General features: G+C 35.0%; 17 protein-coding genes. 10 read left to right on the top strand and 7 right to left on the bottom strand.

Going from position 1 to position 22,548, the window contains the following annotated elements; all coding sequences use genetic code 11:
- The first annotated feature begins 13 nt into the window (after positions 1-13).
- Both ACQKP0_RS04345 and ACQKP0_RS04340 read left to right on the top strand, forming a co-directional pair.
- Positions 14-511 (top strand): TRAP transporter small permease, encoded by a 498-nt coding sequence (locus ACQKP0_RS04345; RefSeq protein WP_427404587.1) that lies wholly within the window; start codon positions 14-16, stop codon positions 509-511.
- Entirely contained in the window at positions 508-1,782 is a 1,275-nt protein-coding gene (locus tag ACQKP0_RS04340; protein WP_427404586.1) for a TRAP transporter large permease, read from the top strand. The genes ACQKP0_RS04345 and ACQKP0_RS04340 overlap by 4 nt, the downstream gene beginning before the upstream one ends.
- A 153-nt stretch (positions 1,783-1,935) precedes the next feature.
- On the opposite strand, the gene ACQKP0_RS04335 is transcribed toward ACQKP0_RS04340, so the two are convergent.
- Positions 1,936-2,505 (bottom strand): hypothetical protein, encoded by a 570-nt coding sequence (locus tag ACQKP0_RS04335; protein ID WP_427404585.1) that lies wholly within the window; start codon positions 2,503-2,505, stop codon positions 1,936-1,938.
- Between the two features lie 360 nt (positions 2,506-2,865).
- On the opposite strand from ACQKP0_RS04335, the gene ACQKP0_RS04330 reads away from it, so the two are divergent.
- The 3 genes from ACQKP0_RS04330 (at position 2,866) to rbsK (ending at position 5,011) form a co-directional block, all read left to right on the top strand.
- Positions 2,866-3,039: a substrate-binding domain-containing protein gene (locus tag ACQKP0_RS04330; protein WP_427404728.1), complete on the top strand. Its 174-nt coding sequence runs from the start codon at positions 2,866-2,868 to the stop codon at positions 3,037-3,039.
- Between the two features lie 17 nt (positions 3,040-3,056).
- On the top strand, positions 3,057-4,013 hold the full coding sequence (locus ACQKP0_RS04325; protein WP_427404584.1) for a nucleoside hydrolase: 957 nt from the start codon (positions 3,057-3,059) through the stop codon (positions 4,011-4,013).
- 104 nt (positions 4,014-4,117) lie between these two features.
- The gene (rbsK, locus tag ACQKP0_RS04320; protein ID WP_427404583.1) at positions 4,118-5,011 is read left to right on the top strand and encodes a ribokinase; all 894 of its coding nucleotides are present in this window, start codon (positions 4,118-4,120) and stop codon (positions 5,009-5,011) included.
- 139 nt (positions 5,012-5,150) lie between these two features.
- Here the strand turns inward: rbsK and ACQKP0_RS04315 are convergent, their stop codons facing one another.
- The 3 genes from ACQKP0_RS04315 to ACQKP0_RS04305 form a co-directional block, all read right to left on the bottom strand.
- Entirely contained in the window at positions 5,151-5,657 is a 507-nt protein-coding gene (locus tag ACQKP0_RS04315) for a DUF3189 family protein (RefSeq protein WP_427404727.1), read from the bottom strand.
- A gap of 164 nt (positions 5,658-5,821) precedes the next feature.
- On the bottom strand, positions 5,822-5,950 hold the full coding sequence (locus tag ACQKP0_RS04310) for a hypothetical protein (RefSeq protein ID WP_427404582.1): 129 nt from the start codon (positions 5,948-5,950) through the stop codon (positions 5,822-5,824).
- 122 nt (positions 5,951-6,072) lie between these two features.
- Complete coding sequence (locus tag ACQKP0_RS04305) at positions 6,073-8,451, bottom strand: 5'-nucleotidase C-terminal domain-containing protein (protein ID WP_427404581.1); 2,379 nt, start codon at positions 8,449-8,451, stop codon at positions 6,073-6,075.
- A gap of 442 nt (positions 8,452-8,893) precedes the next feature.
- Here ACQKP0_RS04305 and ACQKP0_RS04300 point away from each other — a divergent pair, with 442 nt between their 5' ends.
- Positions 8,894-9,313, top strand: a complete 420-nt coding sequence (locus tag ACQKP0_RS04300) for a VanZ family protein (protein WP_427404580.1) — start codon at positions 8,894-8,896, stop codon at positions 9,311-9,313.
- Positions 9,314-9,364: 51 nt separating this feature from the next.
- Positions 9,365-9,505 carry a hypothetical protein gene (locus tag ACQKP0_RS04295; protein WP_427404579.1) on the top strand — a complete coding sequence of 47 codons (141 nt, stop codon included), beginning with the start codon at positions 9,365-9,367 and terminating at the stop codon, positions 9,503-9,505.
- Between the two features lie 201 nt (positions 9,506-9,706).
- On the opposite strand, the gene ACQKP0_RS04290 is transcribed toward ACQKP0_RS04295, so the two are convergent.
- Positions 9,707-10,621: an LCP family protein gene (locus tag ACQKP0_RS04290; RefSeq protein WP_427404578.1), complete on the bottom strand. Its 915-nt coding sequence runs from the start codon at positions 10,619-10,621 to the stop codon at positions 9,707-9,709.
- A 725-nt stretch (positions 10,622-11,346) separates the two neighbouring features.
- Here ACQKP0_RS04290 and ACQKP0_RS04285 point away from each other — a divergent pair.
- Positions 11,347-12,099: a Cof-type HAD-IIB family hydrolase gene (locus ACQKP0_RS04285; RefSeq protein ID WP_427404577.1), complete on the top strand. Its 753-nt coding sequence runs from the start codon at positions 11,347-11,349 to the stop codon at positions 12,097-12,099.
- A 195-nt stretch (positions 12,100-12,294) separates the two neighbouring features.
- On the opposite strand, the gene ACQKP0_RS04280 is transcribed toward ACQKP0_RS04285, so the two are convergent.
- On the bottom strand, positions 12,295-14,439 hold the full coding sequence (locus ACQKP0_RS04280; RefSeq protein WP_427404576.1) for a transglycosylase domain-containing protein: 2,145 nt from the start codon (positions 14,437-14,439) through the stop codon (positions 12,295-12,297).
- A gap of 262 nt (positions 14,440-14,701) precedes the next feature.
- On the opposite strand from ACQKP0_RS04280, the gene ACQKP0_RS04275 reads away from it, so the two are divergent.
- Both ACQKP0_RS04275 and ACQKP0_RS04270 read left to right on the top strand, forming a co-directional pair.
- Positions 14,702-15,130 (top strand): SRPBCC family protein, encoded by a 429-nt coding sequence (locus tag ACQKP0_RS04275; protein WP_427404575.1) that lies wholly within the window; start codon positions 14,702-14,704, stop codon positions 15,128-15,130.
- On the top strand, positions 15,130-15,501 hold the full coding sequence (locus ACQKP0_RS04270) for an ArsR/SmtB family transcription factor (RefSeq protein ID WP_427404574.1): 372 nt from the start codon (positions 15,130-15,132) through the stop codon (positions 15,499-15,501). The genes ACQKP0_RS04275 and ACQKP0_RS04270 overlap by 1 nt, the downstream gene beginning before the upstream one ends.
- 233 nt (positions 15,502-15,734) lie before the next feature.
- On the opposite strand, the gene ACQKP0_RS04265 is transcribed toward ACQKP0_RS04270, so the two are convergent.
- Positions 15,735-22,493 (bottom strand): SpaA isopeptide-forming pilin-related protein, encoded by a 6,759-nt coding sequence (locus tag ACQKP0_RS04265; protein WP_427404573.1) that lies wholly within the window; start codon positions 22,491-22,493, stop codon positions 15,735-15,737.
- Positions 22,494-22,548 lie beyond the last annotated feature (55 nt).

Below are 22,548 nucleotides of genomic sequence, written 5' to 3'. Positions count from 1 at the left end.
GAGGAAACTGAATATGAAGGTAATGTACAAACTATCTGATCTACTCATCAAATTGGGAGCCTATTTAGCGGGTTTCTTCATCCTTCTAACAACATTTATGATTTTCTTTGAAGTCATCTCGCGAGCAGTATTTAATCATCCGACAAGTTGGGCAACCGAATTATCTATTTATTCAATAATCGGTAGCTGCTTTCTGGGTAGTGCTTATGCTGTCAGGACTTATTCCCATATTACCGTAGATTTACTTATAAATAATGTAAATGACCGTATAAAGACTATTCTTGCATACTTATCAAATACACTAGGGTTAGTATTTAGCATCATTTTTGCATTTTATGGATTTGAGCATTCAATGAAAACCTTGGAGTTAGGTGTTAAATCTGCATCTTTATTACGAATCCCTATGTACCTACCGGAATTATTTCTACCGGTAGGTGGAGTGTTAATGTGCTTGGCCTTTATCTTGCAAATTGTTGATGGTGGAGTCCATAAAGGAGGAAAGCACTTATGAACCTATTTTTCGTTGGAGGTATGGGAACACTATTATTGCTTGGATTGCCAGTAGCTTTTTCACTCGCATTATTAGCAGTAGCGGGTATGTACTTTTATAACGGTGGAACATTTGCTTTCATGCAGATTCCGATCATTTCTTATAAGTCACTAGATGATTTCACTTTAACTGCGTTACCGATGTATGTGTTAATGAGTCAAGTATTGCTTGTAAGTGGTGTAGGTCGTGATTTGTATGAAATGGGAAGTCGTTGGTTTAGACATTTACCTGGCGGCCTTGCTATTGCAACACTTTTTTGTTGTACTATTTTTTCCGCAATATCAGGTTCAAGTGTAGCAACAGCGGTTACAGTTGGTTCTGTTGCACTTCCGGAGATGGTACGTCGCGGGTATAATCGAAGACATGTCTTAGGACTTCTCGCAGCTGGTGGAACTTTAGGAATCTTAATTCCTCCAAGCGTTCCTATGATTATTTATGGATCTGTGACAGGTGAGTCTATTGGAAAATTATTTATAGCGGGTATTGTTCCAGGACTAATTTTAACAATTGCATTTATGATATTTGCATCTTATCAAACTAGACATATTAAAGATACACCTGCAACTTGGAAGGAACGAATGGAAGGTACAAAAAAAGCTATTTGGGGACTTTTGCTTCCAGTTATCGTTATTGGAGGCATATATAGTGGTCTTTTCACTCCAACAGAGGCAGCTGCAGTAGGAGTTGTAGTAAGCTTTGCTATTTCTGCATTTGTTTATCGAAATTTGAATTTGACAAACTTTAAGAAAATGATCATTTCTACTGTTAATACGAATGCTATGATTTTGTTTATTATAGTTGGTGCAATGTTACTTGGGTATATCATGACTGTATTACAAATACCACAAACGATTACTAATTTTGCAACACAACAAAATATTTCTCCATGGGTTATTTTTATTCTAATTAATATTGCCCTATTGATATTAGGAATGTTTTTAGAAACGATTTCAATTTTAGTTATTACATTGCCAATTCTGTATCCAATCATAACAGCATTAGGATTTAATCCTGTTTGGTTTGCGATTATTATGGTTATTAACATGGAGCTTGCGTTAATCTCACCACCTGTTGGATTAAACTTATTTGTTCTTAAAGGAATTGATCGATCGAATTCTATCAGTGAAATAGTTAAAGGTGTAATCCCATATGCTATTATTATGGTACTCTTCATAATTGTACTGTCCTTTTTCCCAGAGATAGCTACTTTTTTAATTGATAAGGTTGAATAAATGTTGTTGTTTGAGAGGAAAATTAAATTATAGTATATTGTTACAAAGTTAATAATATTAATAATGAATAAGTGCCAGTTGCACCACAAATGATTACATATAACATCATTTGTGATACGACTGGCACTTGCTCTTCTTTACCAATTATTTATTTTAAAATTGATATGGATACTCTTTTGGAGGAAGCGTTGCTGCATTCCCATGTAAGTCAACAAATTTATTCTTTAATTGATAATATACAACTCTTGCACCGATAAAATTGTCTTGATCATTCGAAGTCACTTGTCCGCCGTATATTATAATCTTTTTTTGTTTCAATTTAACCTTAGGTAAGTCATTCAATAAAAAAGAGTAAACTTTTCCAGCTTTATAAGGACTAGTTACTCCATCTGCTTCGCTTTGGAATGTTTTTTCTACAAGCAAATTTAATACTTCTTTCCCGCTTTTATTTTTTTGAAGGCTTTTAACTGTCCCTTGGATATAGTATAGTCTATGCCCTAATTGGACCCATTTCCCGTCTTTTCTAAGTGGAGGCTTTGAATTAGCATCGGAATCATTGCTGTTAGAATTGGTTTGGTTTGTATTATTTTTTTGATTAGTTGAAACTTGTGAATTGTTTTCTTTGTTCGGTGTTTTGTTATTCTTATTTACTGAATTTATTTCATTACTGCAACCAACTAACACTAAAATCAATACAATCAACACAGTTAAAATTCTCTTCAATATATACCCCCCTTTAAAATAATTTTATAGATGTTTTACCATATAATAACAAAGATTCTTTTACTTTTTTTAAAAGGGACAGCGTATTATTCTTTGTATTTTGGTATTTAGGAATAAAGAAAGTTTCAGCCTTGGTAGCTGGAGTTATGCCAGAGGTAATATTTATTACCTGTTTTCTGGAAATGTTAATAGTATAATAGATGAAGTTTTTTAAGGTTCTCCTTTTTCAAAAAAATAAATTGATATATGAAAGTACTAGCATTATGATAGAACCAATTAGAGAAAACGTTTTCTCTCAAGATTGTATTAGGTGGAGATGTTATCGAAAACGAAGGACTCTTTACTTTATAGGATTATGATATTCCACTAGTATCCGCACTTAGTCCAAAATTGACGACTGTGCATCAGGAAATATATGAGATGGGGAGAAAAGCAGTAGATATGCTTATTCAACAAATCGAAAAGGTAACGAAGGGATCCGTGATGTTCGAACCTTTTCTGGTAAAACGAGACAGTACAACGGCAGCAATGTAGAAAAAGGAGCGATATAAATGAAGATACCAGTAATAATTGACTGTGATCCAGGTATTGATGATGTAATGGCACTTTTATTAGCTTTTTCTCGTGAAGAACTTGATATACGATTGATTACGACCGAACCAGGCAATCAAACTCAGAATAAAACAATCTATAATGCTCGGGCATTTACTGATTATATGAAACAAGAAATCGAGATTGCTAGAGGTCTAGATCAACCGTTTTTCCGAGAACTTGAAGTTGCTGATGATGTCCATGGAGAGAGTGGACTTGGGGAAGTCCTATTTCCTGAACCAGCTCTGCCGGAAAGTAATCGGACAGCAATTGATGCAATGAGAGAAGTTTTAAATAACAGTGAGGAACCGATCGTACTAATTGCAACGGGTCCTTTAACAAATGTGGGAGCTTTATTTCTCGCACATCCAGAAGTGAAAGAGAAAATCCGGTATATCTCTTACATGGGAGGGGCTGCTGTCGCTGGGAACATGACCCCTTTTGCAGAATTTAATGTGTATGTCGATCCACATGCGGCAGAAATTGTCTTCCGTTCAGGTGTACCAATTGTAATGAGTGGTCTTGATGTTACACATAAGGCGTATATTACAATGGAAGAACTTGATGAAATTATTAATATGGGTACAGACTTGTCAAATAAAATTGGTTCAATGTTGAACTTTTATACGAAGGCGTCTAAGAAGACTGGATTCCACGAAGAACATTTTGATCGTGTGATTCGTTTGCATGATCTTTGTGCAGTTTCCTATGTCGTAACGCCTGAGTTATTTGATGGGGATGACTGCCATGTTGTCATTGAAATGGAAGGACGCCACACTGCTGGTGCTACTGTAGTCGACTACACACAGAGCACGGGAAAGCCGCGTAATGCAAAAGTATTGCATTCGGTAAACCGTGAAGCCTTTGTAGAGCAATTTCTTGGCGCAATTAAAAAAATGGGCAGTTTAATTAACTGATAACTCAAAAAGGTGGGAGAAATAATTACCAAGATTGCAGGAGAGTCACAAATTTTAACAAATATTAAAGAACAAGGCGAATTACAGAAGGAGCATAATTGGTCATGAACATTTCAGTTGTAGGCAGCATAAATATTGATCTTGTATACCGTGTTCCACATATTGTTAATGGAGGTGAGACCTTACATAGTAAGGGTCACAGTGTATATTTTGGCGGGAAAGGTGCTAACCAGGCAGTAATGGCAAGTCAATTAGGGGCAAAAGTCCATTTTTTAGGAAGTGTCGGAGATGATAGTCACGGCAATCAATCGATAAAAAATTTATCTAATTATGGTATTAATACGAGTTCAATACATGTGAAAGGAGTAACTGGACAAGCGCTTATCCAAGTAACAGATATGGGGGAAAATGCGATTGTCCTCTTTCCGGGAGCTAATTTCCAGGTTACATCAGAGCTTGTCGAACAATCCGCACCAATAATCGAAAATAGTGAGGTATTGGTTTTACAGCTTGAAATTCCGTTAGAAGCAGTTGAAAAAGCGGTTTATATTGCGGCGCAACATGGAACGAAAGTAATTTTGAATCCTGCACCTTCTCATCATTTACCGAATTCATTATTGAAAAATGTTACATTTTTGACACCAAATGAAACAGAGCTTACACAGTTAACAGGAATCGAAGCAACATCAGAAGATAATCTCCGGAAAGCATGCAGCCTGTTGCTAGAAAAAGGAGTAGGTACGGTAGTCGTCACACTTGGTTCAAAAGGATCTTTCTATATGAATAAGAATGAAAGTGGCTGGATAGATGCTAAGCATGTCGATGCTGTTGATACAACAGGTGCAGGTGATGCATTTAATGGAGCATTAGCAATGGGAATTAGCAGAGGTGATTCACTCAAAGAATCGATTGAATATGCAACAGAAGTGGCTGCCTTCGTTGTTACGCAAATGGGGGCACAGCCTATGATTCCAGCTTCCTTTCAAGTGAAAAAGTGAGAATCCAATCCATCGACACTGGGTTTAGCGGCATTCTTACATTAATAACGAAAAAATGATATTTTATTTAGAATAAAAAAGGACTGTCCGTGTGGGGTGGAAAAATAGCTAAAAAATCCACGGACAGTGCCTGACACCATTATTTAAATTCTTTATTTTCCAATACGTTTACTTTTTCGTTGGTTAATTTTGCGAATTGTTTCGTGTGTTCGACTAATTGAATGATATCATTAGTGCATATTTTAGCTCCTGCGACTAATAGTGGTACACCTAAAAAATCAATTTTTAGTCCTCTGGAAAGAAAGCCTCCTATAGACATGGGGAAGGGAACCGTATGAGAAGTATTGGAAAAAATGATTTTTTCCTCCTCTTTAAATTTCTTTAGAAATAATGTACTTAGATTTTTCATCGCAGGAATAACAAGCTTTTGAGATTTTCTTCCGATTGTATAAACAGGGTTTCCATCTTCATCTTCCCCGTGGTAAAGCAGCTTGCCGAAGTCATCAGAAGTTAGCTTATTGAAATATTTAACATTTAAAATTTCTTCTTTGGTGAGTGGTCTATCAGTAGGTAATTTTTTTAGATGAAAGGCAGCGGCTAAGGAAGTTGTATGGGTTCCACCATAATCATTATAGATATATATCATTGTATCATCCTTCTTCGTTTTTACTGTTTCATTTAATATCACCAAAATATGGAGATTCCATTCGAATTTTTATTAAAAATGAAGAATAAACAGTATAAAAAAACAATAACAAAAGGGACCTATAGTTTAAAAAAAGTCCCTTATTACCTACAATATCTATAACCTTACTCCTCATGATACATCATCACTTCACCTTTTAACGAGATCCAGATGATGTCCCTAGTTTTCACTTCTGGGTTACCAAACAAATGAACAGGAACTTCAAATACATACTCATTTCCTTCTATTTTCAAATGAATGAGTTAACGATATCCGAAATAGGTCTTTTTTATAACTTGAAATGGAAAAGAGGGAAGAGGTGCTCCATAACAAGTGTTAGACACTTATGGACCACCCCCAATTTTTACTGCATCATTTATTTTCCAGCAATATCTACTATTCTACCTTCTATTACTGGATTAACAGTTTTCAACTGTTGTACATAATCCCTTAGATTTTCCCAATCAGATAATCCAAGATCGGTTACTCGTCCTTCTTCATATGCTTTTTGGAAAACGGTAAAGCCATCTCCGCCTTTGGCAGTAAAAGCATTTGTTGCGACAACATAGTTAGATGTTAATTGCAGATCAGAATAAGAACCATCGTCTCCTTTTACTTCAACCTTTTGTACTCGCTGCCCTGCAGGTTTTGAGCTATCATACGTAAATTTTAAGCCTGATACATGTAAGAAGCCGCCATTTTCATTTGGAGCTTGACTCACACTATGCTCCAAAGCTTCAATGATTTCTGAACCTTTTAAAGTCATTGTTGCAAGTGTGTTTCCAAAAGGCAGCACTGTCAAAACATCGCCTAAGGAGATATCCCCTTGCTTAATGTCTGAACGAATGCCTCCTCCATTTTGGAAAGCGATGACAGTATCTTTATTATATTCTTTCGCTTTTGCAAGCATTCCGTCTGTGATTAAGTTACCAAGCTCAGTTTCATTTTTACGAACGCTTGGATTGGTTAAAATTCCTCCATCACGAGGATTTTCTAATGCTTTTACAGCTGTTGCTCCTGTTGGTGTGTTTCTGACCTCGGAAATTTTCGCAGCATATGGTTTAAGCATTTCAGCAGCTTCAAGATCTTCAGCTTTATCAGCGATTGTGATTAAATGACCAGATTGTCCTATAACTCTTCCTTTTTTGTCAAACTCAACATCAAGTGTGCCTAAATAATCATTATATTGGTAGGCTTGGACGATGACAGTTGGATCCTTCTTCTTGCCATTTTTATCTTTATTGATGACAACCGGCTCTTCTAATTTTGTATGGCTATGTCCGCCAATAATTACATCAATTCCGTCCACGTTAGAAGCTAACAGTAAATCATTGTCATAGTCTGGATTGTCATCAAATCCAATATGAGTGATTGCAATAATCTTGTTCACACCTTGTTTCTCGAATGCTTTCACTGCCTTTTTAGCTTCTTCAATATAATTTTTGAATTCTACTTTTCCTGGACTTGAAATATCCTTTGTTTCCTCAGTTGTTAACCCGAAGAATCCAACCTTTTCACCGTCTATTTCTTTAATGATTCCGTTGTAAATTTTTCCTTCTTCAGGTTTACTTGAGATTAAATCACTAAATAATCCCTTTAGTTTGTCGTCCTTAGAGTAGTCTACGTTAGAACTCACAATTGGGAAATGTGCTCCCTTGATAAAATCAGCCAATGCTTGATGGCCCTCAGGACTTGAGCCTAAATCAAATTCATGATTTCCTACTGTCATCACATCGTATTTCATTAAGTTCATAAATTCAAGATCTGCTTGTCCTTTGAACTCATTAAAATATAATGTACCGGAAAAAACATCACCAGCATCGATTAAAAGGGAATGTGGTTTACTTGCACGTATTTCCTTAACGGCTGTAACCTTTTTGGCAATATCATCTAGGTGTGCATGTGTATCGTTAGAGTGCATGATTGATAGTTTGAAAGTTTCTTTTCCATTTTTGAGATCATTAATTGCTTTATTGAGATCTCCATCAAATTTCTTTGCTAAAGTTCCTTTAATATAACCAAGTTTCTTCCCATCGATTAATTTTTTCTTGATTTTTTCTATAAGAGCTTCTGCCTTTTTGTCCTCATCATTTGCGATCAGTTTATTTAACTCGGTAAAATCCTTTTGTACCGCAATTACATAGCTAAGCGCTTTGTCTGTTTTAGTAAATTTGTTAAGATATGCTTTTGTAAATGCTTGCTTCGTTCCAGTACCCTTTAATTGACTAATAGATTTGGAGAACTTCTTTATATCAGCCGAGAATTTTGTATGAATCTTAATAATAGAAGAATCGATATTCCCTTTATTTAAAGCCGTTTCTAGTTTTTTATTTGTTTTGTCAAGCTCTTTTGCGGCATTTACAACTTTTATGTATGCTGTTGCATTTTTATATGGCGTTTCTACCTTCGATGAAAGTCTAGATAGTAATGTCTTTTTTGATTTTCCATTTAGCTTATTGACTTCTTTTTTAGCTTTCTTTAAGGCAGCTTCTGTTTCTTTATAGAGTTTCATACTTGGCAATCCAAGTTTGTCTTTTGGGAACAACTTAGCGCGGGATTCATAAGTTATTTGCTTCTTTAGCTCTGCAGCCTTTTTTTCTGCATTTTTTACAAGCTTTTCTGCATTCTTCGCAAGCTTTGCCGTTGTTGGTTTAGTAGCCGCTTCCGCTTGTGAGGCAGCTGCGATTACACTTGTTGCTACTGCTGTTGATAGAACAACCTTTGCCACGTTTAACCCTTTTTTCTTAAAATTCACGAAAAATCCCTCTCCCTATAAATTTAATTGAATTATATGATTCTGATTTATTTTACTATAAAAAAATAAAAGTTTTTTTAAGTTATTGTAAATAAATATTTATTTTGTTTAAATAAGGAATTAGTATGATTTTTATTAAGGCTGTTTTCGAATAAAAAATATATCCGTATAAATATAGTGGCCTGGTATCTTTTCATAAAGTTTATTCATCCCTTATTTATTAGGAGTTTGTATCTACAATCTATTCATAGGACTAAAAGTAAAAGTTCACGAAAAGAGCCTTTATTAATGATTATTGGTACAATCTTTGCGCAGCACTCTTCCAAACTAATTTATGATCTACTATAATAGTAATAGAATAATTGGAAATTTTAGAATAAATGGAAAGGTAAATCTATATATTTAGTATAAATTAAGTAATGATGTACCAAAGGATGTTTTAATGAAGATAAATTATTTCACATTGTTATTAGCGATCGTATGGCTCATATTCATTTTTGTCATCACTGCATCACCTTCTGCAACAGGAGAGCATACATTAAATATAATTCAGAAGTATTTAGGATTTAATGAACAAGTAGCGAGTACTGTAAATTTTTTTGGTCGAAAATTGGCGCATATCGTTGTGTTTGGCATGCTATCAGTTATTTTATTTTTTGTTTTTAAAGAGAGGAAGCTTTTTTGGTCATGGTTTTTTACAACGCTATATGCAGTTACAGATGAATTGCATCAATTATTAGTAGAAGGGAGAACACCTTCTATTTATGATGTAGTTCTGGATTCTTTTGCTGCCATTATAGCATTACTATTGTTGCGGTTGTATTTGAAAGGAAGAGTACAAAGGGAAAAAGGGATTTTGTAACTCAATGACTGTGGGCATATGAAGAGGAGAGCGATTAAACTGGAAAAGGAAATGGAAAAGCAGTTTAAGCAAATTCTTGATTATGGTTATCAAAAAGGAAACGAAAATACGGACATGTCGGCATATGAGTTGATTAAAGAATTATCGGTGAAATTGGAAATGATGCTCCAACACATCGAAAAGGATAAATAAAGATGTTAGTGCAGAGGAATAAAGAACATTGAATAAGATTATACATTCGATTAAAAGCATAGCAAATATAAATACACAAAAAGCTGTTGCTAAAGCTTTAGCAACGGCTTTTCACATGATCTTATCAATAATCGACACAGCACTGTCCATATGGGGTGGAAAAAAGACCATAAAGTCCACGGGCGGTGCCTGACACCAAGGTTAACCTCTTTCCAAATTGTCTTTGAGCATTTGGTTTATTTTTGATTTTTCTTGGTCAGGTACATTGAGGTAATATATGCCGCCGATTTTTCCTCCCGCACCTTTTACTTCATATTGAGTAATGTTTTTTCGAGAGTCACGGTAGTTTTTTTGTATTTCCATCATATCATCAAAGGTCATGTTGGTTTTTACATTATTTCCTAATGCAGCTAGAATATCATTAAATCGAGTAACGGATGAAATACTAGCAGCTTTGTCAACAATTGCCGTAAGAACTTGACGCTGACGTTTGTTACGACCGAAGTCACCGTCAGGATCTAAATGTCTCATTCGGACAAATCCAAGTGCTTTTGCACCATCTAGTTCGATATCGCCTTTTGTGAAATGATACCCTTTTTTGTAATAGCCCTCGTCGATCCAATCAAGATCATTATGAACAGTTACACCGCCAACTGCATCAACAAGTGCACTTAATGCTTCCATATTTACACGGATATAATAGTCCATTGGAACGCCAGTAAACTTTTCTACTGTGTCTATGGCCATTTTGGGTCCGCCAAATGCGTAAGCATGGTTGATTTTATCCATCGTTCCATGACCGACAATTTCTGTTCTCGTATCACGAGGGATACTGATCATTTGCATCGTCCCTTTTTTCGGGTTCAGTGTCATCGCGATTAATGTATCTGAGCGCCCTCGGTCCCCTGAACGTTCATCGACACCTAACAATAATATTGAAATGGGTTGGCCATTACTGAGTACTGGATTTTTATGTGACTTGCCCAAATCGACAGAGTCATGCATTTTATTTGCAGTATCTTTAACAGAATTATATAAATAAAAGGCGTATCCGCCTATTCCAACTACTACTATCCCAATAATGCTTGCAATAATTATTAGGATCTTTTTCTTCATATATAAGACCTCACTTTAATATTTTTCTAACAAATTATAACATGATTTTACAATAATACTAGATATGATAAAAATGTAAATATTAGTAATTTATCCAGAAGTAACGGACTGAATGATTTAAAAATAGTACTGATGATTTATTTTATATACGGCTCAGCAGTTTCCTTTTGAATTAAGGAAAATATTCGACAATAATTTTTATTTCTCATTCCTATGTTATGACAATAATTTCAAGGGACAACCCTTATGCTAGAAGTACACACATGAACCTCTACACCTTTGAAAAAAATGAAAAAGGTGTGGTGTTTGAATGGATCATGATAATGGAAATTTTGTTAAAGGAATGTTTTGGGGAATATTATTATCGGTTCCTTTATGGATTTCATTTTTCGGATGGGTGAAAATGCTTCATTTATGATTGAGGTAATTCTTGGGCTTCGCCTAAGCTTTACCTTCTTTTTTTGTGGGAATGATTGATATAGTTGTCTAGCTCCATTAAGCAAATAAAGGATAAATAACTTAGCACTGTCCGTCTGAGGTGGAAAAAAATGCGAAATGTCCACGAGCGGTGCCTGACACCGATTTTTACTCAAAAATAAGAAAATGTACTTCTTACAATGGCTTTTCATTTCTATGATAAACGTTTTACATTGATAATTTCTTTCGAAAAGGGATAAATTGTATTAGAATAGTTGGAAAAGGTATGGTGAGAAAGGGAGGACGTAATGAAAGCTATCACACAAAAACGGGATATTCGCTTAATTGCTTTGGATATGGATGGGACACTCCTTAATAATGAACATAAAATTTCAGATATTAATAAACAAGCAATCACAAAAGCAAAAGAGATGGGTATACATATTGTTATAAGTACTGGCCGTTCTTATGGAACTGTACATCAGTATGCAAAGGAGTTGCAGTTGAATTCATTTCTCGTTACAGTAAATGGCGGTGAGACATGGGATTCAAATGGAAATTTATTGGAGCGAAATTTATTACAGGTCGAGGAAATCGAAATGATGTGGGATTTGAAGAAGCTGCATAATACAAGGTTCTGGGCCGTTACGGTTGATCAGGTTTATCGGGAGGATTTTCCGACAGATTTCGCCTTCTCAGAATATGAATGGTTAAAGTTTGGTTTCGATATAGAAGATGATGAGATTCGGCAAACGATTATGGAGGAACTAAAGAAGAATAGATTCCAGGTGACCAATTCAAGTCCTACTAATCTGGAAGTCAATCCTTATGGTATCAGTAAAGCAAAAGCGCTTGAAAAATTATGTGAAAGAATTGGTATAACGATGGATAATGTGATGGCGATGGGAGATAGTTTAAACGATATTGCCATGATTACTGATGCCGGATTGGGAGTAGCAATGGGCAATGCACAAGAAACAGTGAAAAAAGCGGCTGATTGGGTGACCGATACAAATGAAGAAAATGGGGTTGCAAAGGCATTTTATCATTGGGTTCTTTAGCCTTAAGTGGAGAGGTTTCGCTTAGGGGGAGTCTTAATTTAGTTCTCGTAAAATAATAGCTAAAATTATAGTAAAAGAGCATCGGGGTTCCGATGCTCTTTTATGTTTTGTGCTCAAGCAACTAGATAATTTCTCTTTTTGCTTATTTAAATGAAATGAATGATTGGAGATTAATTGGTTTTTGATAATTTATATTTAATGCTTCTTTTTCCCCTTATGCTTCTTTCCTTTTTTCTTGTGCTTCTCTTTTTCGTGTTTAGGCTTATGATGCTTTTTATCCTTTTCCCACTGCTCTTTTTTCTTTTTGGGTTTCGGAGCTGGTGGCAGCATATCCGGATTGACCCCTTTAATGTAAAGTTCATTTCTTATTTTTTCTACTGTTGGCGGTTGTTCAAAATGGCTCTTTCCAGTTTCGAATCTTTGAATCATTGATTTAAAAATAAAGTGAGAAATTTTCGTTGTTTCTCCTGCCATATAGTTTCCGAAATTAATTCGTGGGTAACCAGTCCATACGGTCATTGTGTAATTTGGTGTATAGCCTGCAAACCAACTATCATTAGTAGCGCTCTCTGGAAACCCAAATTTTCTAGTTGTATTGAGGTCAAAATTGGTTGTCCCTGTCTTACCTGCAATATCTAAACCTGGTATGTCTGCACTATGCCCCGTTCCATTTGGAGCATGGATTACACCACGGAGGATATCTGTAATCATATAAGCGGTATAATCTTCCATAACTCGCTTGCTTTTTGGCTTAAAGGAGATTGTTTTTCCATTTGAGAGAACAACTTTTGTAACAAAGTGTGGCTTTGTATACATTCCTTTATTTGCAAATGCTCCGTATGCTCCTGCTAATTGAAGAGTGGAAACAGGGTTGCTGCCAATTGCAAAGGATTCATAAACTTGATCATTAGGGAATGTAATGCCTAGAGATTTCGCGAAATTCTTTGCTTCATTTAAACCTACCTGTTGCAATGTTTTTAAAGCGGGAATGTTCCGAGATTCAACTAGTGCATTTCGGATTGACATAGAGCCACTGTAATTCTTATAGGCATTTCGAATAGGATCCCCATTTGAATAATGATATGGTTCATCAACAACTTGATGATACGTTGACCATTTTAACTTCTCTATTGCTGGAGCATAATCAAAAATCGGTTTAAACGTCGATCCAGGTTGAAGTTTTGAGTCGATAACCAGGTTGTTTCCGCGAAAAGTGGCTTTGTATTTATTACGACCACTCCCAATGGCTCTAACTTCACCTGTACGGGAATCCATAAACGTAAATGCTGTTTGGAAGCGTTCATTTGGATAATCAATGAATTTTTTCGAGTTTGCTAATTCATCAGCATACTGTTGAATTTCTGGATCTAACGTTAGGTAAATCTGTAATCCGTCAGTACTTATATCTACATTCTTTAATTTGCTCTCCACTTCTCGTACTGCAGCATCTAAGAAACCTTCATATGGCATACCTTTTTGCTTATTTTTAATAATTCCTTTAGTTACCGAAATGTTCATTGCATCTAGCATTTGCTTCTTGGTGATATACCCTTGTCTATTCATCGATTTTAAGACGATATTACGTCTCTGTTCAGCAGCTTTCTTATTTTCTGGTTTGGAAGGATCATAATTATTTGGACTTTGGGGGAGCCCAGCTAAAGTAGCAGCTTCCGCGAGCGTCATTTTTTTTAAATCCTTTACATCTAGACCATAATAACTTTTTGCGGCAGCAGCTACCCCATAGGAGCCATTACCAAAATTGATTTTATTTAAATACATGATCAAAATTTCATGCTTTGAATATTCTTCCTCCAGCTTGTATGCTAAATACCATTCCTGTATCTTTCGTTTTGTCGTTTTTTCAGGAGATAAAAAAGAATTCTTAATCACCTGCTGCGTAATCGTACTTCCACCTTGAGAGCCAAATCCATTTGTAATATTTTCAAAAATGGCTTTTGCTGTCCTTTTAACATCAATCCCATGGTGGCTGTAAAAGCGGCCATCTTCCGTAGCAATTACCGCTTGCTCAAGTACTTTAGGGACCTGTTGGTAAGTGATTTTCGTACGTTTTTCCATTCCGTATTCATGAACAAATTTCCCGTTCTTGTCATAGAACTTCGTTGAAAGAGGATCGGCTAATTTGGACTTATCTAGTTCAGGTGCATCTTTAATAATAGCTAGAAAAATTACTACTACTATTCCTAAAGAAATAAATCCGAATATTAAACATCCAAGAAAAAGTTTTATCAATACACTTTTAGCAAGTGAATTTGATCGACTATTCTTTTTCCTTTTCATTGATAATTTATACTCTTCACGAGTTTGATTCGTTTCAGGCATGATGTCACCGTTTCCTTACAGTATAGATAAACATGAAATTGCAAAAGTTAAACGTACAATTGACTCAGTATAAAGGTTTCGAAACAATCTTTTTAGTTGTGGGGGTCGCTCGCAGAGATTCGAATAGTCTGTTAATACCGATTTAAAAAAATATATAGTTTAAGAAAAGAGCATAAATGAATGTTGACATAACACCAAAAGGTTTTATATAATTCAAAATGAAACTAAAAGGTGTTATATTTTAACGAGAAAGAGGGACAATATGGATAATCAAAATACTCTACAAGATATTAAGCAAACAGTGATTTTAGAAGCACCTATTCAAAAGGTTTGGGAAACAGTATCAACCTCTGATGGTATTGCATCATGGTTTATGCCAAATGATTTCCAGCCAGAAGTTGGATATGAATTTCATTTACAATCACCTTTTGGTCCATCTCCTTGTAAAGTTACAGAGTTGGATCCTCCCCATCGCCTTTCTTTTACTTGGGATACCGAAGGATGGTTTGCTACATTTATTTTAAAAGATCTAGGGAATAAAACAGAGTTCACACTGATTCATGGTGGCTGGCAGCATCCTGATGCGATTGTTCAAAAAGCAAATCAGAAAAGTTCAGTTATTCGTGACACTATGGAAAAAGGTTGGATTGGAATTGTTCAAGAACGGTTGCCAAAGGTTGTTGAGGGTTAATGAATTCATCCGTACAAAAGTATGATGTCTTTCAAGCGATTGCAGACCCTACTCGGAGAGAGGTTTTAAGATTACTTTCCGAAAAAGAATTACCCATTTCGGAAATTACTTCCCATTTTCCTATGACTCGTACAGCTGTTGCAAAGCATCTTCACATCCTCTCAGAAGCAGAATTGATTAGCGGACGAAAGGTTGGAAGAGAAAAACGCTATCGGCTGCAACCAGAGCCGTTAACAGAATTAAAACAATGGCTTTCATATTACGAGCAATTTTGGAACAATAAACTGTCCATGCTTAAGCATGTAGTTGAAAATGACGTGAACCCGGGATTAAAAGTTATTAAAAACGATTCCGATGAAATTAAAAAATAGCATTAATGAAAGTATGATCGGCATTCTAAATGTCGGTCTTTTTCTTCTAATTTTGTTAATATTATTGTTGTTTTATGGTGTAAATGCTATTTAGTTACACCTCAAACAATGCAGATTTTTAATCTCTACTAATATAGAATCCCGTATCATAATATAGAAAAGTAGTCCTAATTGAAAAACCTGCCACTATTATTCGTATGTGGCAGGCTTGTTAATATTTTATTAGTTTATTATTATTCTAATCTTCTACGACTAATGGTAAATAGGATAGAACCGATGATTAATAAGGAAACACCAATAAATAACCACGTGTACATATTAGTAGCTGTATTAGGTAATTGGAAATGGGATTGATCTTTGTTATTGTGATCACTTGAATCATTATCCAAGTTGTTGTCTGAATTATTATTTGATCCATTATTTGGATCATTCCCCGAATCATTTCCGTTATTATGTCCATTATTATTATGTCCATTATTATTTCCGTTTGGCTTATCATCATCATTATCTTTTTGTTGTTTTTCGTTTTCTACCGTAACTTTAATAAAGGTTTCTTGATTTTTTTTAATCGTGAATTGGATTGGTGTGCCGTCTAAGATGTAATGTTTTGGTGCTTTAGTTTCGATAAACTGATAGCTGCCAGGTTTTAAATCTGTGAGCACAAGTTTTCCATCTTTATTCGTCGTTAAGTTATCGGCAATAATTTTTCCTTTTTTATCTTTAAGTGTGAATACAGCATTTTCTAAATGGATAGAATGGTTTTTTTGATCGACTTTCGTTAACTCGACTGTTCCTTTTTCAATTTCTGTTTTGTTTCCGTCATCATCCACTTTTTCGTTTTCAAAAGTTATTTGTAACTTTTCCATTTGTCCAACGCTGATTGTAAAATCAATAGGTTCTGGGTTTAAAATATACCCAACCGGTGATTTCGTTTCGATCAATTGATAATCGCCAGGTTTTAAATTCGAAACATCCAGTTTTCCTTCCTTATTCGTTGTAAGGCGTTTTTGAATAACTGAACCGTCTTTTGTCTGTAAGGTAAACTCGGCACCTGCTAACTTGTGATGATGATCATCTTTATCAACCTTTACTAATTCAACGGCCCCTGTTTTTAGTTGATTCGTAAAAGTAATCTTTAATACACCTAATGGTTCATTGATGATTGTAAATGTGATTGGCTTTTCATCCAAAACATAGCCGAAAGGTGCTTTTGTTTCGATCAACTGGTAGGTACCAGGTTTTAATTGATCGATCGTCAGCTTACCTTGTTTATCCGTGGTTAATCCTTCTTTAATAATGGTTCCATTTTGATCTTTTAAGGTGAAAACTGCATTTTCTAATCCTAATAACGGCTGATCTTTATCAACTTTAGTCAATTCAACCGATCCCTTAGGATCAACTGGCGGGTAGTAAATGATCTCATTTTCAAAGCTGATTTCTAACGGCTTTGTTTGACTTCTTTCAATTGTAAACTTAAGTGGTGTCGAATTAAGTGTGTACCCAAAAGGTGCCTTTGTTTCAATAAATTGATAATCACCCGGCTTAAGGTTTTCTACTTTAATTTGCCCTTGATCATCTGTTTCTAAATTGTCCTTAATGAGTGTACCGTCTTGTTTTTCCAGCTTAAAGAGCGCGCCTTTTAATGTGACTGAAGGATTGTTTTTATGGATTTTTGTTAAGATCACATTGCCAGGAATTAAGCTATTTTCAAATGTACGAGTTACAGTTTTCTCAACGCCTTTTTCAATTGTAAATTCTATAGGTGTTTTGTTTATCTCATAATCATTCGGTGCTTTCGTTTCGATTAACTGATAGTCGCCAGGTTTTAAGTCAGAAACGAAGATTTTCCCGTCCTTGTCAGTTGTTAATGTCTCTCTAATAAGAACGCCATCTTTTGTTAGTAACTTGAATTCTGCACCTTCTAATGTAATTGTCGCATTATCTTCATCCACTTTCGTTAATTCAAAGCTTCCAGTCATTAATACATTTTTAGCTGTTAGTTTGATAACTTCTGTTTGATCCATTTCGATAGTGAATGGAATTGGCGTAGTGTCTAAAACATAGCCAAAAGGTGCTTTCGTTTCAATTAACTGATAGTCACCAGGTCTTAAGTCACGGACGAAAATTTTCCCATCCTTGTCAGTTGTTAATTTATCTATAACAAGAACACCATTTTTTGTTAGTAATTTAAATTCTGCATCTTCTAATGTAATTTCTTCATTATCTTTATCCACTTTTTTCAACTCAAAGCTACCAGTCTTTATTTTATTTCTAGCTGTTAGTTTAATAACTTCGGTTTGATTTTTCTTAATTGTAAAAGGGATTGACGTAGTGTTTAAAACATAGCCAAAAGGTGCTTTTGTTTCAATTAATTGATAGTCACCAGGTTTTAAGTCAGATGAAATTTTCCCGTCCTTGTCAGTTGTTAATTTCTCTTTAATAAACTTTCCATCTTTTGTTAGTACCTTGAATTCTGCACCTTCTAATGTAATGGTCTCATCATCTTCATCCACTTTCGTTAACTCGAAGCTGCCTGTTTTTAATGAATTTTTAGCAATTAGTTTGATAACTTCGGTTTGATTCTTTTTGATCGTGAAAGGGATTGGCGTATTGTTTAAGACATAGGCATAAGGTGCATCTGTTTCAATTAACTGGTATTCACCAGGTTTTAAGTCAGAGACAAAAATTTTCCCGTCCTTGTCAGTGATTAGTTTTTCTTTAATGAGCTTGCCATCTTTTGTTAGTACCTTGAATTCTGCACCTTTTAAGGTAATCGTTTCATTATCTTCATCCACTTTCGTTAACTCGAAGCTGCCATTCGCTAATTTATTTTTAGCTGTTAGTTTGATAGCTTCCGTTTGATTTTTCTTAATTGTGAAAGGGATTGGCGTAGTGTTTAAGACATAACCAAAAGGTGCTTTTGTTTCAATTAGCTGATAGTCACCAGGTTTTAGGTTAAGAACAGTAAATTTCCCGTCCTTATCAGTTGTAAGATTCTCTCTAATAAGCTCGCCATCTTTTGTTAATAACTTGAATTCTGCATCTTCTAAAAGAATAGTCTCATCATCTTCATCCTCTTTTGTTAACTCGAAGCTGCCGGTCTTTATTGTATTTTTAGCTGTTAGTTTAATAACTTCGGTTTGATCCTTTTTGATCGTGAAAGGGATTGGCTTAGTATCTAGTACATAGCCAAAAGGTGCATCTATTTCAACTAACTGATAGTCACCAGGTTTTAAATCAGAGACAGATATTTTCCCGTCCTTGTCGGTGATTAGTTTTTCTTTAATAAGCTCGCCATCTTTTGTTAGTAATGTGAATTCTGCCCCTTTTAATACGATAGTAGGATTATCTTTGTCAACTTTTATCAATTCAACCGCTCGTTGTATTTTTTTATTTTCAATTGTTACTTTTTGTTCTTTTTCATGAAGTTTTACTTTTTCCCCTTTATTCTTATCAGATATTGAAACAACATAACCTTCAGGGGCTGAAACTTCTTTAATAAAATATTCATCGTACAACAATTTATTAAAGACGATTTTCCCTTCCTCATCTGTTGTAGCGGTTTTGATCGCAACACCAGTTGAATCATAAAGTGTAAACGTCGCTCCAGGTAAAAAATGCTCTTTATCATCTGCATCGACCTTTATTAAGGTAAGTTGACCGGTTTCACCAGATCCTGTACCAGATCCTCCTGACAATCTCACTGTAAAGGAAATTTCATCTTGATCTTCTATATCTTGATTGTTTTCTCCTTCAAAGAAAACTTTGTTTGAGGCCTGCTCTTTATCTCGTGCATTCAAATACGATTGATATTCTAAAATATAAGCAGAATCAATATCGTCTTTGAAGCTTAATTCAAAGCTTTGGTTTCCAGCCTCATCTTCATGGATGGTTAAAGTGTAATCTTTATCAAGTTCTAGTTCCTTGTCTTTTGTTACAGTTCCATTTGTATCGACTTTCGTACCAAATAGCTTGAAGCTGTTTCCTAATAAAATTTGGTTTGCACTTGGTTCGTCGATGATTTTTGCATTTGACACAAGGGATTGGCCACGGTTAATATAAACCTTCCAGTTTACTAGTTTGCCATCCTGTTGGCCTTCTTTTTTAACGTACTCCCCGCCATGCTTGACGGATACACTCGCTTTTAATTCTGTTATTTTATTCTCACCATTAAACACCGTAGCAGTATTTTCATATTCTCCATTAACGAGCTGGTCCTTAAGTGTTGTCTTGAAAGTAATATAGTATCCTCTTTCAATTTTTTCGTTGAATTCGATTCGGAAGCCAGGGTTGTTATTTTCATCTTTGATTTCATGAACAGTATATTGATCTTTTTCAACTGGACTCCCTATTTTAACCCCTTTTTCGCCACCGGTAAGTTCCATTTCGTACACTTCTATGGAATCTTTCACAAGCTGCTGCCCATTCAAAAGAAAATCTTGGACTTTTGCATGTTCAAATGTTTTTAAGTTGTAGTTGATTCCGATCTTCCAAGTGATTTCTTTTTTTGTCGCATCGTAGGATCCATCTTTGAAACCATTATCTTTTGTATATTGATCTGGATTAAAGGTAGCTGAATCTTCCTTTTCCTTTTGTTCCCCTTTTTCGTCTTTCCATGTAAGTAATGCATGGTTTTTGTATTCTTTGGTTTCTTTGCTGCCCTTCCAGTCATCATTAAACTTTGTTGTAAAGGTAACAGTATAGCTGTTTTTAACTGGATTGGTAAATTTAATGGTGAATCCTTTACCTTCGCTCGATTCAAGCGTAAAATCTTTATCTTTTGTTAGTTCTTTGCCAGCTTTATCTTTAATTTTAAGAGATTCTACGATAAGTTTAAGCCCTTTATTTATAAATGTATCAGTTAAAACGGCATTATTCATTTCAAAGTTGTTTTTATTAAATGTGATTTCCCAATTCACTGTTTTCTCTGCATAATTCGCACCTTTAAAATATTTATGGAGCACTTCTTGTGAAATCGATTGTCCAATTGTTTTCTCATCACTAGAAGATTTAACGGTATTTGAAATTGAACCATCATCAAAAACTTTATCTGTTGTTACCGTCTTATAAACGATTTTATACGCAGATGAAATATCTTGTTTAAACTGTAATTCAAATCCGTTTTGGTCTTTAGTTGATGTAGGAGTAATTTTATAATCCTTATCTTTATCGAGTAGCTTTGTTTCACTTTCTTTTTCGTTTCCATAATCATCTAAAGTAATTTTATAAACTTTAAATTCGCCATCCATCAACTTATGCGAATTACTAAACAAGTCGATTAATTTCGCATCTTCTTTTTTAATTGTCTTTTGGTTGTAATTGTACTTGATTTCCCATTCAATCGTTTGAGTGGAAGAATCATACTTTAAAGCTTTTTTAGATAGAGGCACACCACGTCCTACTGAAACTTCTGCTTTTGCAGAGGCATCATTTATTTCTTTTCCTGATAAAGTAGCCTTATTCGTATACTTCTCACCATCGTCATCGGTAATATCTGTTGTGTAAGTAATTCGGTATGCCGAATTGATGTCCGATTTAAAGTGAATTTCAAAGCTTTTACCGTCTTCTGCTTTGATAATATCGTAATTATTAGGATCTACAGGCTCACCAAGTGTGACTGTTCCATCGATCTTTACGTCTAAATTAAAAAGTTTAATAGACTCTGGTTGCAGTACAAGTCCAGCTTGAATAGGGTCTTTCACAATAGCATTTGATATTTGATCAAGCTGTTTATTAAAATCAATGGTCCAATCAATTTTTTTGGCATTATATCCGCGATCAGGAGTTCCTTTTTTATCAATGGTTGAGCCCTTTGGTGGTAAGAAGTCTATTATGATTGTTTTCTCTTCATCTCTGATTGGAAACTTAATTTCCTGATGAGTACTTCCTGTAATTTTGGTTTTGCTAAAAATGCTCCAAATTTCAATTGTACCTTTAATGTTGGAAAGTTTTTCAATGCTGTCGTTGAATGTCATTATGGCTTTGTTATCTTTTTTGGTCACCTTGAAAGTTCCAACTTTCCCAAATGAAGAAATTAAGTCCCCGTCAACATCATTGTACAGTTCGAATGCCTCTGGTAGTTGAAATTCAAATGTATCCCCAGCTTTATAACCGTGCTTATTTTGTAGTGCCCATTCGTATTGGATAATTACTTCTGAACCAACAAGCGGGCGATTGGTTGGATTCTTATTTGCATCAATTTCCACGCCTTCTTTATTTGTAAGTGTAACACCAGTAATAATATTCTCTTTTATTTGCGCTGATGCGATTTCTTTTTGTGAGTCATTAATTTTGTTAGCATCATTTGCTTCAATCGCCTCGTTTGCATCATTTGCTACATTTGTTTCATTCGATTCGCTTTCAACATTTGTCTCATTCGCACCATTCGTTTCATCACTGGCTTCTTTTACAGACTCATCATCTGTTTTAGGAGCAGAAACAGTTTCCTCTTCATTATTATTCGATGCGAACATAACATTGATTGTTTTTGTGTTGTCAATTAAGTTAAAAGTTATCGCTACAGCATCATTACCAGATATAACCGATTCATTAAATTGAGCAGGGATGACGATCTCCCCTTGATCATTTGCATGGTTTTCTGCTTCATCATTTAATGATACGGTCACATTCCCTGATCCAGTAATATGATAGCTTCCAATTGTAGTCCCACCACTGATTGTTAAAGGATGGTCCCCTTCCTGATGAATGCTGAATTGAGCAGGTACCTGAAATGAAATCTGATCTCCATCAGTTACAGACTCGGAAAGTTTCCAATTGTATGTAACTTGGACCATTTCATCTCGTTGCGGAAGAAGATTAGGATGATTATCCGCGTCGATCATTTGTCCATTTTCATCCTTTATGGACACATCAGTGAGCAATAATCCTTTGAGTTCAGCAGCATTCGATTGCTGAATAGGACCTAATCTCAAAAAAATAGTTTGCGAGATTAGAAAAAATACGATCGTAAGAATGCTTATTTTTCTTTTCATGCTAATAAATAACCTCCGTTTACTTAGCTTGCTATATGTTTCTAAATTTTAGATT

This window comes from Heyndrickxia sp. NPDC080065, assembly GCF_050281185.1.
Taxonomy (GTDB): domain Bacteria; phylum Bacillota; class Bacilli; order Bacillales; family Bacillaceae_C; genus Heyndrickxia.
The sequence above is the reverse complement of the archived record's forward strand: the minus strand, read 5'-3'. Positions and strand labels throughout refer to the sequence as shown.